This is a genomic window from Rhodopseudomonas rhenobacensis (assembly GCF_014203125.1).
GTDB classification, from domain to species: domain Bacteria; phylum Pseudomonadota; class Alphaproteobacteria; order Rhizobiales; family Xanthobacteraceae; genus Rhodopseudomonas_A; species Rhodopseudomonas_A rhenobacensis.
The window spans coordinates 31,296-44,695 of the sequence record NZ_JACHIH010000026.1 but is presented as its reverse complement, the minus strand read 5'-3'; the positions used below and the strand labels follow the sequence as shown (position 1 = coordinate 44,695).

Genomic DNA, 13,400 nt, shown 5'->3' with positions numbered 1-13,400 from the left:
TTTGACCGAGGCGGAGAGCGCATAAGCCCATACCTTTACACAATGCGGCCCTCAAAGCCAACCGCCCGGGCATTGCTCCTTGGTCGGAGCGACGAAAGTTTTGTCGAATTAGCTAACAGTAACAGGGAACCGTGGGATTTTAGTCACAGATTGTGGAGATTTGGAGCAGCGCGGGGCAGGGTTGCGTTGCGCTGCAGCAATCGGAACCTGGTCCCGCATGATCCCGACTTTGCCGCCGGCCTGGGCAGTCGATCTGTGGCGAGAATGCGGCGGCGCCAAGCAGCCAAGCGCCGTCATCCTGGTGCCCGAGCAACGCGAGGGCCTCGAAGGATGCGGCCGCAAGCTGTGCGGCTCGCCCGCGCCCGTGGCCATCCTTCGAGACACCCGGCTTCGCGCTGCGCGCTACGCCGGGTTCCTCAGGATGACGCCTGTATGTGCAGCAACCGCAGGCGGCGCCCGCTTACTCGACGTCGAGCGGTGTGGTGCCGGTGACCGCGCCGCTGGAATCCGTGGTGATCTTGTCGACCCTGGCCTCGGCGGTGCGCAGCAGCTCCTCGCAGCGCCGCTTCAGGGCTTCGCCGCGCTCGTAGATCGCCACCGACTCCTCCAGCGGCACCTTGCCGTCCTCCAGCCGCTTGACGATCGATTCCAATTCCTCGATCGCGCGCTCAAAGCTCAGTTTCTTCACGTCGGCGGCGGGGTCTGCCATGGGGTCATCCTGGATGCGATCGTCTCCGGCGCGGCGGCGCTTCGGAGCGGGGGTGGCTTGGGGCGCGGGCGTGCCGGCAGCCCTAAAGCCGGATTGGGGCGAAAATCATGAGCCCATCAGGGCGGCGACGTGGGCGTTCACCGAATCCCGGAGGCCCTGCAGATCATAGCCGCCTTCCAGCACCGAGACGATACGGCCGCCGGCGGTGACGTCGGCGACGTCCATCAGCTTGCGGGTCACCCAGGCGAAATCCTCGGTCTGCAGGTTGAGGCTGGCCAACGGGTCGCGGCAATGCGCGTCGAACCCGGCCGAGATCACGATCAATTCCGGCGCAAACGCCGTCAGCCGCGGCAGGATCAGGTCGTCGAACGCGGCGCGGAATTTCGCGGTGCCGTCCTCCGACTGCAGCGGCGCGTTGACGATGTTGTCGTGCTCGCCGCGCTCGCCGATCGACCCGGTGCCGGGAAACAACGGCATCTGATGCGTCGAGCAATACATCACGCTGGCGTCGCCCCAGAAGATTTCCTGGGTGCCGTTGCCGTGATGGACGTCGAAATCCACCACCGCGGCGCGGCCGATGCCGTATTTGCGCTGCGCATAGCGCGCCGCGATGGCGGCGTTGCCGAAGAAGCAGAACCCCATCGGCTTGCCGATCTCGGCGTGATGGCCGGGCGGCCGCGTCGCAACAAACGCGTTGCTGACCGCGCCGGTCATCACCGCGTCGGTCGCCGCCACCGCGCCGCCGACGCTGCGCAGCGCGGCTTCCCAGGTGCCCGGCGACATCGAGGTGTCGCTGTCGACGAAGATCAGCCCCTCCTGCGGCGACATCTGCCGCAGTTCGACGATGTGATGATCGGTGTGGCACAGCGCAATGGTGTCGAGATCGGCCTCCGGCGCTTCGGCTCGTTGCAGTGCACCAAAGCGCGCTTCCGCCAGTCCCTGGTTCACCGCGCGCAGCCGGTCGGCGCGCTCCGGATGGCCGTAGGGCGTGTCATGCTCGAGACAGGCAGGATGGTTGATGAACAGTGTGGTCATGAAATCCACCTGGCGCTTACGCTGCGCGGTTGTGTCACCTCAATCTAGTTGCTTGTCGCGTGTTGCGAAAGGGCCGCCGAAAGGCGTAGAGCGAAAGCCTGACCGAAGCCAGCTAACAGAATGAGTGATTATGTCATTGCGCGCCGGTCGGCACCAAGCTGGCCGGGGAGCTTTATTGCAACAGCTGTTAGAAGAGGCACCCCGTCAGCGAGCACTGAGTAACCTCTCCCCGCTTGCGGGGAGAGGTCGACCCGGCGTAGCGCCAGCGAAGCCGGGTCGGGTGAGGGGGCGTCTCGGCAGAACGCGACGCCCCCTCACCCGGCGCGACAAGCTTTCGCTTGTCACGCCACCCTCTCCCCGCAAGCGGGGCGAGGGCGCCGCTCCACTTCGATCAAACATCGAACCGCCGTCCGAGATTAGTTCAGCCTCCGGATGCGATCCGCAGCGGTCGGCGCGACCGGGCTGTTGGCGCGGAAATAAGCATCCAGCGCGTCGACGTCATAGACCCCGACGCGCGGATCGGCGCCGGCTTTGAACGCGGTGAAGCCGTCGCCGCCGACCGACAGGAACGCGTTGATCGTCACCCGATAGGATTTTGCCAGATCGATCGGCTGGCCGCGTAGCCGCATCTCGCCCGCCACGATGCGCTGGCCGGCCTCGGCGGCGCCGTCCCAGGCGTAGCCGAAATCGCCCGACACCTGCAGGATGCGCGGCCGTGCTGGATCCTGCCATTGCTGCTCCAGCGCCTGCTTGATCTGCGCGCCGGTCAGCGTCAGCGTCACCAGCTGATTGCGAAACGGCTGGCTCGCGAACACGTCGCCATAGCTGACCTTGCCGCCGTCCTGCAGCGCGATCTCGCTGCGGATGCCGCCCGGATTGGTGAAGGCGATCACCGCGCCGCCGCGGTCTTCATCCCGCGTGGCGAAAAGCTGCGCGTCGGCGACCACGTCGCCGAGCACGCTTTCGCCCGCGGCGTTCGGCAGCCGCGACAGCGCCGCGGTGACCGCGCCCGCCGGCCGCGCCGCCAGCGGCCCGGCGACGCGGTCGTAGTCCGCGATCAGCTTGGTCTGTTCGGGGTCTTTCGCGCTGTCCTGCCGCACGATGACGTTGTCGGCCTGGGCGCTGATCACGTCGCGGCTGTTGCGGTCGAGCTTCAGATCGATCGCGGTGACCAGGGTGCCGTATCTGTCGCCGGAGGTGACCAGCCGGCCGTCGATCCGGCAGTTATAGGCGCGGTGGGTGTGGCCGGTGATCACCACGTCGACGGCGTGGTCGAGCTTGCCGACGATCTCGACGATCGGCCCGGAGATCCCCGGGCAGGCATTGTAGTCGCCGGTCGGAAAGCCGCCCTCGTGGATCAGCACCACGATGGCTTCCACGCCCTTGGCCTTCAATTCCGGCACCAGCCGGTTGACGGTCTCGGCCTCGTCGCGAAATTCCAATCCGGCGACGCCGGGCGGCGACACCAGGTTCGGCGTCGCCCGCAGCGTCAGCCCGATGAAGCCGATCGGAATCCCGGAGAATTCGCGGATCGCGTAAGCCGGCAGGATCGGCTTGTCGGTGGCGACCTCGATGGTGGAGGCGGCGAGATACTTGAATTTCGCGCCGAGGAATGGATGCGGCCCCCGGCAGCCGTCGACCGGATGGCAGCCGCCGTTCTGCATTCGCAGCAGCTCGGTCTTGCCCTCGTCGAATTCGTGATTGCCGACCGAGGCCAGCGACAGCCCCATCATCGACAGCGACTCGATGGTCGGCTCGTCGTGAAACATCGCCGACAGAAACGGGCTGGCGCCGATCAGGTCGCCGGCGGCGACGAAGATCGAGTTGGGGTGGCCGTCACGCCATTGCTTGACCAGCGTCGCCATGTGCTCGGCGCCGCCGGCCGGCACATGGACGGTCTTTGTCGGATCGGCCGGATCGTGAATCGTGAGGCCGCCGGGCGGCGGCAAGAGATTGCCGTGGAAATCGTTGATGGCGAGAATCCGCACGTCGACGGTCTCCGGCGCCTGCGCCATGGCGCCGCAGCCGGCACCGCCGATCAGCAGCAAGGCTGCGGCAAAGCTCACGAAACGACGACGATTCGGTGTCATGCATCTGGTCCCGGCGATTGGCGTTGCCATCCATTCGCGCATCGCGGCTTGGCAATGCAATCGAAATCTCAGTGAAGCGTGGCGCGCTGGTTGATCCTGGCTTAATGTCGGGGTTCCGCCGTACACCGCGGCAGTCAGTCTGAGCCTTCCCCATCGTCCGCCGCCGTGCCGCCCTCGCGCCGGCGTGAGCGGACCCGCCTTTAAGGATTGCACATGACCTCACGATGCTTCGTCTTCGCAATGCTCGCCGCGTTGGCATCGGGCTCGCTGGCCGCAACGGCCGCGGGCGCGCCGGCGATGGCGCAGCAGCCGAACTATGCCCGCACCGACAACAACCCGCGGCTCGCCGACATCATGGAAGCCGCGCGGGTGCGCCATCTCAAGCTGTGGTTCGCAGGCAAGGCGGGCAATTGGGATCTCGCGGCCTATGAGGCCAACCAGATCAAGGCGCGGCTGGAAGACGCCGCGTCGTTGTATCAGAGCCTGCCGCTGTCCGACGTCACCGCCATGGCGGCGCCGATCGACGCGCTCGCCGCCGCGATCGCCGCGAAGAGTCCGGCGAAATTCACCGCGGCGTTCGATCACCTCACCGCCGGCTGCAACGCCTGCCACCAGAACAACGAGCGCAGCTTCATCGCCATCCGCCAACCGACCTCGCAGCCGTTCAGCAATCAGGTGTTCGAGGGGAAGAGGTAGGGCGTCGCTCCCAAACGATCGTCATTCCGGGGCGCGAGCGGCGTGAGCCGCGCGCGAACCCGGAATCTCGCAACACGTGGTGGCCTCATCACCTGAGGCGAGATTCCGGGTTCGCTCGTTCTTGCGAACTCGCGCCCCGGAATGACGCGCATGGGGCGTGGAGATAAGACGGCGCGTCATCGTCTCATCCTCATCGCCGCGAGCCGGTCGCCAATCCGCCGCGGATGGGCTAGCATCGCTGCGGATGTTCAATCGTCCGCAAGCAATGCCCGCCGTTGTCGCGGAGACTCATTTCTGAAGTCAACGAATGCAAGACCAAGTCCAACCCACCGACCCCGCCGCCACCGCCTGGGATTTCCAAAACCCCTTCACGCTGACCGTTGCCCCCGAGCCTGCGGACATCGACGGGCTCGGCCACACCAACAACGCGGTCTATGTGCGCTGGTGCGAGGCGATCGGCTGGGCGCATTCCGAGGCGCTCGGGCTCAGCCTGCAGGATTGGCAGCGGCTCGATCGCGCGGTGGCGATCCGGCGCGGCGAATACGACTATCTGCTGCCGAGCGCGCAAGGCGACGCGCTCACGCTCGGCACCTGGATCACCGCCAGCGACGGCAAGCTGACCATGGAGCGGCGCTTTCAACTGCTCCGGCCGCGCGACGGCGCGGTGATCATGCGCGGCCGCTGGCAACTGGTCTGCATCGAAATCAGTAGCGGCCGGCCGCGGCGGCTGCCGCCGGAATTCCTGCAGGTCTATGGGCCGGCGATGGTCGCGGGCGGGGCGCCGTAACTTACTTCTTGCGACTAAAGAATCTCGTGAACGCCGCGATAGCTTCCTTCGAGGTCATGCGTTCGCCGAACAGCTTGCCTTCGTGATCGATGCGTTCGATCAGTTCGGCGGGCGGCGGCTTCAACAAGCGCCGCGAGATCGCCACCGCCTCCGCCGGCAGCGCGGCAATTTCCGCCGCGACCTTGCGCGCCTGCGCAGCGAGCTGCTCCGGCGGCACCACCTCGTTGACGAAGCCGGCGTCGCGCGCGTCGTTGGCGTCGAGCTTGCGGCCCATCACCAGCAGCGCAAAGGCGCGGTGATGGCCGAGCGCGCGCGGAGCTAACAAGCTCGATGCGCCTTCCGGCACCAGGCCGAGCGGCACGAACGGCGTGGCGAACGAGGCGTTACTGGCGGCGAGCACGTAGTCGCAGTGCAACAGCAGCGTGGTGCCGATGCCGATCGCAGCACCCTCGACGGAGGCCAGCAACGGCTTCTCGTTGTTAGCAAGCGCGTGGAGAAACGTGTGGGCTTCGGAGCCGCGCAGGCCTGCGCCGTCGCTGCCGGCTTTGAGAAAATCCTCCAGGTCGTTGCCCGAGGTGAATATGCCGCCCGAGCCTTCGATCAACAGACAGCGGATCGCGGCGTCGGATTGCGCCGAATTGATCGCCTCGCTCATCGCCCGATACATGGCTTGCGTCAGCGCGTTCTTCTTGTCCGGCCGGGTCAGCGTGATGATGCGGGTGGCGTCGTGATCGACGACGTGGAGGTGGCCGGTCATGCGGTATCCTTTGCGGGGCGCTGGGAGAGTCGAGGCGTTTTTGGCGGCGCGCCGGGGCAAAAAGTCTTGCGGCAGCGCTGCCACAATCTGCCTTCGGTTTGCCGCAAGATTTTCAGGCCAGCAAAACCGCGTCGGCGCCGCCGACTGCGCCGAAGCCTTCGGTCACCGTGCGCTCCAAAGCGGTCGCCTGCACGGTGATGTTCTCGGCGAAGAACCGCGCCAGCGTGACGTAGCGCTGGGTGTCGCCGAGCCCGTCGATGTCGCGCGCCGCCAGCGCTTCCCTGGCGAGCACGCAGCCGCCGAGCGTCGCGCCGAACAGCCGCAGATACGGCGTAGCGCCCGCCAGCGCGTCGTTCGGCGCGCTGACCACGCGCTCCAACAGCCACTTGCTGGCGCGCTCCAATGCGGCCAGCGCCTCGCGCAGCTTCTCGCCGGTCGAGCCGAACGCCGGATCGTTGGAGGCTTCGACATCGTCGACGGTGGCGGAGAGTTCGGCGAGCAGCGTCCACACCGCTTCGCCGCCGTTCGGCGCCAGCTTGCGCGTCACCAGGTCGATCGCCTGGATGCCGTTGGTGCCTTCGTAGATCGGCGTGATGCGGGCGTCGCGAAAGTGCTGCGCCGCGCCGGTTTCTTCGATGAAGCCCATGCCGCCATGGACCTGCACGCCGAGCGAGGCGACCTCGTTGCCGATGTCGGTGGCGTAGGCTTTGGCGATCGGCGTCAGCAGCGCCGCGCGGGTGGCAGCCGCGGCTTTGATCGCCGGATCGTCGGCGCGGTTGGCGATGTCGATCGACACCGCGGTGGCGTAGCAGATGGTGCGCGCCGCGGCGGTCATCGCCCGCATCTGCAACAGCATGCGCTTGACGTCGGGGTGCACGATGATCGGATCGGATTTGCTGGGCTTTTCGCCGATCGCGCGGCCCTGCTTGCGGTCCTGCGCGAACGCCAAGGCCTGCTGATAGGCGCGGTCGGCGATGCCGACGCCCTCCAGGCCGACGGCGAGCCGGGCCTGATTCATCATGGTGAACATGCATTGCATGCCGCGATTTTCCTCGCCGACCAGATAGCCGACGGCGCCGCCGTTCTCGCCGATTGTCATGGTGCAGGTCGGCGCGGCGTGCATGCCGAGCTTGTGCTCGATGCCGGTCGGATAGATATCGTTGCGCTCGCCGAGCGAGCCGTCGGCGTTGACCAGGAATTTCGGAATCAGAAACAGCGAGATGCCCTTGGTGCCGGCGGGCGCATCGGGCAATCGCGCGAGCACGAAATGCACGATGTTGTCGGTCATGTCGTGGTCGCCATAGGTGATGAAGATCTTGCTGCCGATGATGCGATAGCTGCCGTCGCCGTAGCGCTCGGCGCGGGCGCGCAGCGCGCCGACGTCGGAGCCGGCCTGCGGCTCGGTCAGCTGCATGGTGCCGGGCCATTCGCCGGACACCAGCTTCTCCAGATAGATCTTCTTCAAGGCCTTGCTGCCGTGGGCGTCAAGCGCCTCGATCGCCGACAGCGTCAGCAGCGGGCAGAGCCCGAAGGCGACGTTCGACGCTGCCCAGATCTCGGTGCAGGCGGCGTTGAGCGCCAGCGGCAGGCCCTGGCCGCCGAACGCCTCGTCGCCCGACACCGCGTTCCAGCCCGCCGCGATCCAGCGCTGATAGGCGTCCGGCCAGCCCGGCGCGGTGGTCACCTTGCTGTGCGCCAGTTTGATGCCGTGCTCGTCGCCGACCCGGTTGAGCGGCGCCAGCACGTCGGAGGCGAAGCGGCCGGCCTCTTCCAGCACCGCGGCGGTGATCTCGCTGTCGTAGTCGCCGTAATGGCCGGCGATCACGGCGGCGTTGAGCCCGGCGCCATGATTGAGGGCCAGCAGCATGTCGTTGATCGGCGCGCGGTAGGTCATGGCGGGTTCTCGCTTCTGGGTCGGTTGGCGCAGGGCGTCGTCTTCTCATGAAACCGCGCCGCCCTCAACTGCCAGGCCGCCGCAGCGGCGCCGCCGCCCGCCGGGTGTTGAAAAGCGCCGCTTCCCTCTATAGACCGGCGTTGCCAGAGGGAATCTGTGTGGCTATCGTCCCGCCGCTTTCCGGACAGGTCATTGGGGCGTCGCCAAGTGGTAAGGCAGGGGATTTTGATTCCCCCATGCGGAGGTTCGAATCCTCCCGCCCCAGCCAACATGTCGTAACCATCTGAATTTGCAGTATTAACCGGCGTGTGCGCCATCGCGCTTGGCAGCGGCGCGGGGGCGCCTTGGAACCCGTCGTTTCGAGGAGTCTTTCTCTTCCGGACAGCCGCCGCGACCTTCCGCGCGCGCCGAGGAAGATCGATGGACCAATCGCTGGCGCGCGGTGACGGCAGGCGGACGACCGAAACCGACGACGGCTTGGTCCGGGTTCGCGGCGCCCGCGAGCACAATCTCAAGGACGTCTCGCTCGACAGCGACGGCGTCATCGCCAAGCGCATCGACCTCGCTTATCAGGCCGGCACGCGCGACGGCATGCAGAAGATCAAGCGGCACCGCAGCGCCGACTGCGTGATCGGCGGCTTCCGCTACGGCGAGGGCAGCGCCGGCGGACGCAAGCTGGTTGGATCAATAGCGCTGCCGCGTCGGGCCGCCGATCCCGCAGCAGCAGATTTGCCGATGAATTCCTTGATCCTTGGTGGTCGGCGGCTCGATCTGGATCAAGGATCACTCAATCAAAATATGAATCCCGATAGACCAGATCATGCGCATGCAGCGCTGATCGCGCCGTGGTTTGCAGGGCGCGCGGCGGCCAGCCTCGTCAGCACGTTACGGTGATCGACGCATCGCGGCCAAATTTGCCGTGCATGAGCGAGGCGCGGCTTCAGCCAGGGCGCCTGTCCGATCTATACCGGAGATCCGATGACCAAAACCAGAGCCCATGCGTTGGCCATTCTCCGCGAGTTCGGATCGGCCGAGGAGGAATTGCTGGGCAAGAGCGTGGTGTTGACCGACGGCAAGGCCGGCACGGTCGAGCGGGTGCTGCTCGACGAGTCGCACGGCTTGCGGCTGGCAATCGCCGGCCATCAAGGCGTCTGGCCGGTCTCCACCATCAAATTCATGGAAGGCTAGGCGTCCGAACCCTGCGTCCGCCATTACACCACGTCGGCAAAACTCTGCCCGTGCATGTCGATGCTGAGACCTTCCAGCGCGAGGTCGCTGATTTCGCCGCCCATCGCCTTGAGGCTTTCCTCGCGGATCAGCGACATCAGCCCGCGGCGCAGCGCCAGAAATTCCGACGACATCATCATCGACTGCTGCCGCGGCCGCTCCAGCGGAATCGCGATCTCGGCCTTGATGGCGCCGGGGCGCGCGGTCATGCAATACACCCGGTCGGACAGGAAGATCGCCTCGTCGATGTCGTGGGTGACGAACAGCACCGAGATCTTCAGCCGCTGCCACATGTTGGTGAGGATCTGCTGCATGATCACCCGGGTCTGGGCGTCGAGCGCGCCGAACGGCTCGTCGCACAGCAGCACCTTCGGGCCCGTCGCCAGCGCGCGGACGATGCCGACCCGCTGCTTCATGCCGCCGGACAGGCTGTCCGGATATTTGTTCTCGAACGCGGTGAGGCCGGTGATCCCGAGCAGCGTGCGCGCCGCGCGGTCGCGGCTCGCCTTGTCGAGATGCTTCATCTTCATGCCGAATTCGACATTGCCCTTCACCGTCTTCCACGGAAACAGCGAGTACTGCTGAAACACCATGCCGCGTTCGGCGCTGGGGCCGTCGACCGCTTCGCCGTCGACGGTGACGCTGCCGACCGTCGGTTTGAGGAACCCCGCGACCGCGTTGAGCAGCGTGGACTTGCCGCAGCCGGAGGGTCCGACGATGGAAACAAATTCGCCGGGGTTGATGTGGATCGAGGCGTTGGTGACCGCCGGCATCGGCCCGTCCAGCGTCGGGTAGCTCAGCCCGAAATCGCGGACCTCGACATGGCCCCTGGTCTGCTTGATGTCGCTCATGTTCTGTTCCACGGCATGACGAGGCGTCCGAGCCCCCGGATCAGCGTGCTGGAGCCGAGCCCGAGCACGCCGATGCAGATCATTCCCAGCGCGATGTCGGAATATTGCACCAGCGAGTAGGCCTCCCAGGTGAAGTAACCGATGCCGTATTGGCCCGAGATCATCTCGGCGGCGATCAGCGACACCCAGGCGACGCCCATGCCGACGGTGAGGCCGGTGAAGATGTGCGGCAATGAGGCCGGGAAATACACTTCGCGGAAGATCGAGACCTCGCGGGCGCCGAGGCATTGCGAGGCGCGCACCAGCACCGGATCGACCAGCGACATGCCGTGCAGGGTGTTGACCAGGATCGGAAAGAACGAGCCGAGGAAGGTGATGAACACGATGCTCTGCTCGTTGGTCGGCCACAGCATGATCGCCATCGGCACCCAGGCGATCGCCGGGATCGGTCGCAGGATCTCGGTGATCGGAAACAGCGTCTCGTGAATGAGCTTGAACCGCCCCATCAGCAGCCCGAGCGGCACCGCGACCAGCGCCGCCAGCGAGAAGCCGATCAGGATGCGCCGGCAGCTGAGCAGCACGTGCATCATGAATTTGGAATCGTGCATCGCCCGCGTCAGGCTCTCATACACCGCCGCCGGCGAGGGCACGTTGGTGAAGCGGACGAAGAACACCACGCGATAGGTGGTGAGCAGATGCCACGCCAGCAGAAACAGCCCCAGCGCCACGGCGCCGATCAGCACCGCGCGCAGCGCTTCTGAATTGAGCGCGAGCCAGCGCCGGACATAGAGCCATACCGGCCGGGGCGGCGCGGCGGGCGGCGCGGTGCCGGCCGGCATGCCGGTAAGCAGATCCGCGGGCTGTGCCATCTCGGACGCCTCTCGTCGTCGAAGTTGGGCGATTTCCACGATCAACCTCCGCTGACCACTGACTTCAACGCGTCGTCGAAGCTCAGCACCTTGCCGCTGACCTGGGTGGCGTAGGCCTCGGCGTCCTTCTTCAGCAGGAACGGCGACAGCTCGTTGTTGCCGCCGGCCACGAAGTAGGCTTGATCCGCGAACAGCTTGATGCCGCGGGCGGTGTCGAACACATAGGCGACATTGATCTTCTTGCCCTTGGCCTTGCTGTCCGCATAGGCGCCGAGCGTGCAGGCGGCGCTGGAGAACGGCGCGATGGCTTCGCCCTCGACCCAGACCTCGCCGGCCTTGCGCGGATCGCCGATCGGCCTCTTGCAGAACTTGTCCTCGCCGGCGATCTCGTAGTTCTTGGTGCTTTTCAGCGCGGCGTCATAGTCCATGTGCAATTCCGCATAGGCCTTGCGCAGATACCTGTCGTCGACCCACTTATTCGGATCGAACTCCTTCATGCGGCCGAGATTCTGCAGCACCTTGACGTCGGTGGCGGCGGCCTCGATCAGTTGCGGCTTGATGGTGGGATCGGTGGTCATGTTGCCGCCGGGGCCGAGGAAGATATAGACCACTTCCTTGTTGATCCCGGTCCAGTCCTGGATCTTTTCCGCGGCGCGCTTCGGATCTTCGCGCAGCCAGGCGTTGGCGGCGATCACCGCCTTCAGATAGGCCACCACCACTTCGGGATATTTCTCGGCGAAGTCGGTGCGCGCCACCACGCCGTGCCAGGTTGGCAGATTGGTCTCGACGCCGTCGAAGATCTTGCGCGCGTAGCCGCGAAACGGCAAAAGCTCGGCGAACGGCACGAAATCGGCGTGGCCGTCGATCTTCTTTTCCTGCAGGTTGGTGGAGCCGACTTCGGGGCTCTGGCTCACCAGCTGGAAGTAATCCGCCGGCCATTTGCGGTCCTGCATCGCCTTCAGCATCATGCCGTGCGCGGCGGAGCCGAACGGCACGCTGACCAGCTTGCCCTTGAGGTCGGAGAGTTCGTAATACGGCGAGTCCTTGTGGACCACGAGGCCGTTGCCCGAGCCGTCGAGGCTATAGGCCGAGACCGCGATCAGCCGGCTCTTGCTCTCCGGATTGTTGTCGAAGGTGAAGCCGTTCACCACCAGCGGGTAGTCGCCCATCATGCCGAACTGCAGCTTGTTCGCCATCATGCCGTTGGTGACAGGCGGGCCTGACGTAAAGTTCTGCCACTCCAGCTCGAACTTGATGGTGGCGTATTTGCCGTCGGTCGGCAGATACTTCTCCAACAGATGCAGCTGGCGGATGATCGTCCCGGTGGTCGCGGTGTTGGTGGTGGTGTCCTGGGTGCCAATGCCGATGGTGACGGTGGTCTGCGCGCTGGCGGCCGGCGCTGCGGCCAAGGCCGCGCTGGCGACGGCGGCGGCGGACAGAACGCGATACTTCGACATGCGACCCATGGCAGACCCTCTCGGTGTTTGATGCGTCCCGGGTGCGTTCCCCGTTGGCAATATCCTTTGTCGATATTGACAGCGGCGCAAACACCGTCGCGCCCGGGCGGTCGATTAGTTGCCCTGAAAGCGACGCTGCCCAGGGCTTAAGCGATTTGCCCGCGCAACGCCGCATCTCTGGGCAGCGCTCAGTCGCCTAACCCTTTCATCTCCTGCAACAGGTCGGCGCGGATCACCACGATCTGCGAGCGCCGCGTCGTCACGATGCCTTTCTCCTGCATGCGTTTCAGGCTGATCGTCACCCATTGCCGGGTGGCGCCGACCATGTGGGCGAGATCGGCGTGGGTGAAGGCGGAACCGATCAGCACGCCCTCCGGATCCTCGACGCCGTAGAGCTGCGCCAGATGTAGCAGCAGGTGCGCCAGCCGTTCGGTGATCGAACGGGTGCCGAGCATCTGCGCCAGCGCCGAGTAGCACTTGCCCTTGAAGGTGAGGCCTTCGATCAGGCCGATCGCGAGATTCGGAACCTCGACGACCAGCGCGCGAAGATCCTTGCCGGGCAACTGCAGGACGTTGGAATTGCTGGTGGCGACGCCCGACCATTGATGCACGCCGCAGCCGAAGACCTCCGGCCCGCCGACGAAATTGCCGGGGTGCCAATAGGCCAGCGTGATCTCGCGTCCGGACGGCGCGGTGTAGAACACCCGGATTCGCCCGGTCTCGATCAGATAGATGCCGTCGTGCTTGGCGCCCTGGTTGAACAGCGTCTTACCGCGATACAGCACCTTGCGGCGGCCGTGGCGCAGAACCACCTCGCGATCGTGCGGCGTCAGCGCATCGAACAACGACGGCGGCCCGCCGATCGAACGGGCGCTCTCGGTCAACAATAGCGATTGGGTGGCCGATGGCGTCGGGAGGTGGCGTGTCGTGAGGTGCTGACCAGAGGCCGCTTTACCCCCCGCATAGCTCTGCATCGCGCGCTCCGCCGTTATTATTTGCGAAAAGCGCAGCAAGCATCGTGCCAAGAT

General features: G+C 65.8%; 12 protein-coding genes, 1 tRNA gene and 1 pseudogene. 5 read left to right on the top strand and 9 right to left on the bottom strand.

What is annotated here, in order from left to right; translation table 11 throughout:
- Window positions 1-460: 460 nt before the first annotated feature.
- From HNR60_RS17920 to HNR60_RS17910, 3 genes are all read right to left on the bottom strand, one after another.
- Window positions 461-709, bottom strand: coding sequence for an exodeoxyribonuclease VII small subunit (locus HNR60_RS17920; protein ID WP_184260081.1), 249 nt, complete (start codon window positions 707-709; stop codon window positions 461-463).
- A gap of 105 nt (window positions 710-814) precedes the next feature.
- Window positions 815-1,744: a histone deacetylase family protein gene (locus tag HNR60_RS17915; protein ID WP_184260078.1), complete on the bottom strand. Its 930-nt coding sequence runs from the start codon at window positions 1,742-1,744 to the stop codon at window positions 815-817.
- Between the two features lie 416 nt (window positions 1,745-2,160).
- Entirely contained in the window at window positions 2,161-3,834 is a 1,674-nt protein-coding gene (locus tag HNR60_RS17910) for a bifunctional metallophosphatase/5'-nucleotidase (protein WP_184260075.1), read from the bottom strand.
- A 213-nt stretch (window positions 3,835-4,047) separates the two neighbouring features.
- On the opposite strand from HNR60_RS17910, the gene HNR60_RS17905 reads away from it, so the two are divergent.
- Window positions 4,048-4,530 (top strand): hypothetical protein, encoded by a 483-nt coding sequence (locus tag HNR60_RS17905; protein ID WP_184260072.1) that lies wholly within the window; start codon window positions 4,048-4,050, stop codon window positions 4,528-4,530.
- Window positions 4,531-4,837: 307 nt separating this feature from the next.
- The gene (locus tag HNR60_RS17900) at window positions 4,838-5,317 is read left to right on the top strand and encodes an acyl-CoA thioesterase (RefSeq protein ID WP_184260069.1); all 480 of its coding nucleotides are present in this window, start codon (window positions 4,838-4,840) and stop codon (window positions 5,315-5,317) included.
- A 1-nt stretch (window position 5,318) separates the two neighbouring features.
- Here HNR60_RS17900 and HNR60_RS17895 read toward each other — a convergent pair whose 3' ends face one another.
- Window positions 5,319-6,074, bottom strand: coding sequence for an enoyl-CoA hydratase-related protein (locus HNR60_RS17895; RefSeq protein WP_184260066.1), 756 nt, complete (start codon window positions 6,072-6,074; stop codon window positions 5,319-5,321).
- Window positions 6,075-6,186: 112 nt separating this feature from the next.
- The gene (locus HNR60_RS17890; RefSeq protein WP_184260063.1) at window positions 6,187-7,968 is read right to left on the bottom strand and encodes an acyl-CoA dehydrogenase family protein; all 1,782 of its coding nucleotides are present in this window, start codon (window positions 7,966-7,968) and stop codon (window positions 6,187-6,189) included.
- A gap of 193 nt (window positions 7,969-8,161) precedes the next feature.
- On the opposite strand from HNR60_RS17890, the gene HNR60_RS17885 reads away from it, so the two are divergent.
- The 3 genes and pseudogenes from HNR60_RS17885 (at window position 8,162) to HNR60_RS17875 (ending at window position 9,156) form a co-directional block, all read left to right on the top strand.
- A tRNA-Gln gene (locus HNR60_RS17885) sits at window positions 8,162-8,236 on the top strand.
- Between the two features lie 263 nt (window positions 8,237-8,499).
- Window positions 8,500-8,664 (top strand): annotated as a pseudogene (locus HNR60_RS17880) (ATP-dependent DNA ligase); the annotation flags it as partial.
- 282 nt (window positions 8,665-8,946) lie between these two features.
- Window positions 8,947-9,156 (top strand): PRC-barrel domain containing protein, encoded by a 210-nt coding sequence (locus HNR60_RS17875; protein ID WP_184260060.1) that lies wholly within the window; start codon window positions 8,947-8,949, stop codon window positions 9,154-9,156.
- A gap of 23 nt (window positions 9,157-9,179) precedes the next feature.
- Here the strand turns inward: HNR60_RS17875 and HNR60_RS17870 are convergent, their stop codons facing one another.
- The 4 genes from HNR60_RS17870 to HNR60_RS17855 all read right to left on the bottom strand — a co-directional run bounded on the left by HNR60_RS17870 (window position 9,180) and on the right by HNR60_RS17855 (window position 13,346).
- Complete coding sequence (locus HNR60_RS17870; protein ID WP_184260057.1) at window positions 9,180-10,046, bottom strand: ABC transporter ATP-binding protein; 867 nt, start codon at window positions 10,044-10,046, stop codon at window positions 9,180-9,182.
- Entirely contained in the window at window positions 10,043-10,885 is an 843-nt protein-coding gene (locus HNR60_RS17865; RefSeq protein WP_184260174.1) for an ABC transporter permease, read from the bottom strand. The genes HNR60_RS17870 and HNR60_RS17865 overlap by 4 nt, the downstream gene beginning before the upstream one ends.
- Before the next feature lie 71 nt (window positions 10,886-10,956).
- On the bottom strand, window positions 10,957-12,381 hold the full coding sequence (locus HNR60_RS17860) for a nitrous oxide reductase accessory protein NosL (protein ID WP_184260054.1): 1,425 nt from the start codon (window positions 12,379-12,381) through the stop codon (window positions 10,957-10,959).
- Window positions 12,382-12,560: 179 nt separating this feature from the next.
- On the bottom strand, window positions 12,561-13,346 hold the full coding sequence (locus tag HNR60_RS17855) for a Crp/Fnr family transcriptional regulator (protein ID WP_184260051.1): 786 nt from the start codon (window positions 13,344-13,346) through the stop codon (window positions 12,561-12,563).
- Window positions 13,347-13,400 lie beyond the last annotated feature (54 nt).

Bases quoted from the DNA above. Each gene is read 5' to 3' on its own strand.
- HNR60_RS17910 (WP_184260075.1), bottom strand. From the start codon at position 3,834: ATGACACCGAATCGTCGTCGTTTCGTGAGCTTTGCCGCAGCCTTGCTG.
- HNR60_RS17905 (WP_184260072.1), top strand. From the start codon at position 4,048: ATGACCTCACGATGCTTCGTCTTCGCAATGCTCGCCGCGTTGGCATCG.
- HNR60_RS17915 (WP_184260078.1), bottom strand. From the start codon at position 1,744: ATGACCACACTGTTCATCAACCATCCTGCCTGTCTCGAGCATGACACG.
- HNR60_RS17855 (WP_184260051.1), bottom strand. From the start codon at position 13,346: ATGCAGAGCTATGCGGGGGGTAAAGCGGCCTCTGGTCAGCACCTCACG.
- HNR60_RS17900 (WP_184260069.1), top strand. From the start codon at position 4,838: ATGCAAGACCAAGTCCAACCCACCGACCCCGCCGCCACCGCCTGGGAT.
- HNR60_RS17860 (WP_184260054.1), bottom strand. From the start codon at position 12,381: ATGGGTCGCATGTCGAAGTATCGCGTTCTGTCCGCCGCCGCCGTCGCC.
- HNR60_RS17895 (WP_184260066.1), bottom strand. From the start codon at position 6,074: ATGACCGGCCACCTCCACGTCGTCGATCACGACGCCACCCGCATCATC.
- HNR60_RS17875 (WP_184260060.1), top strand. From the start codon at position 8,947: ATGACCAAAACCAGAGCCCATGCGTTGGCCATTCTCCGCGAGTTCGGA.
- HNR60_RS17865 (WP_184260174.1), bottom strand. From the start codon at position 10,885: ATGCCGGCCGGCACCGCGCCGCCCGCCGCGCCGCCCCGGCCGGTATGG.
- HNR60_RS17890 (WP_184260063.1), bottom strand. From the start codon at position 7,968: ATGACCTACCGCGCGCCGATCAACGACATGCTGCTGGCCCTCAATCAT.
- HNR60_RS17870 (WP_184260057.1), bottom strand. From the start codon at position 10,046: ATGAGCGACATCAAGCAGACCAGGGGCCATGTCGAGGTCCGCGATTTC.
- HNR60_RS17920 (WP_184260081.1), bottom strand. From the start codon at position 709: ATGGCAGACCCCGCCGCCGACGTGAAGAAACTGAGCTTTGAGCGCGCG.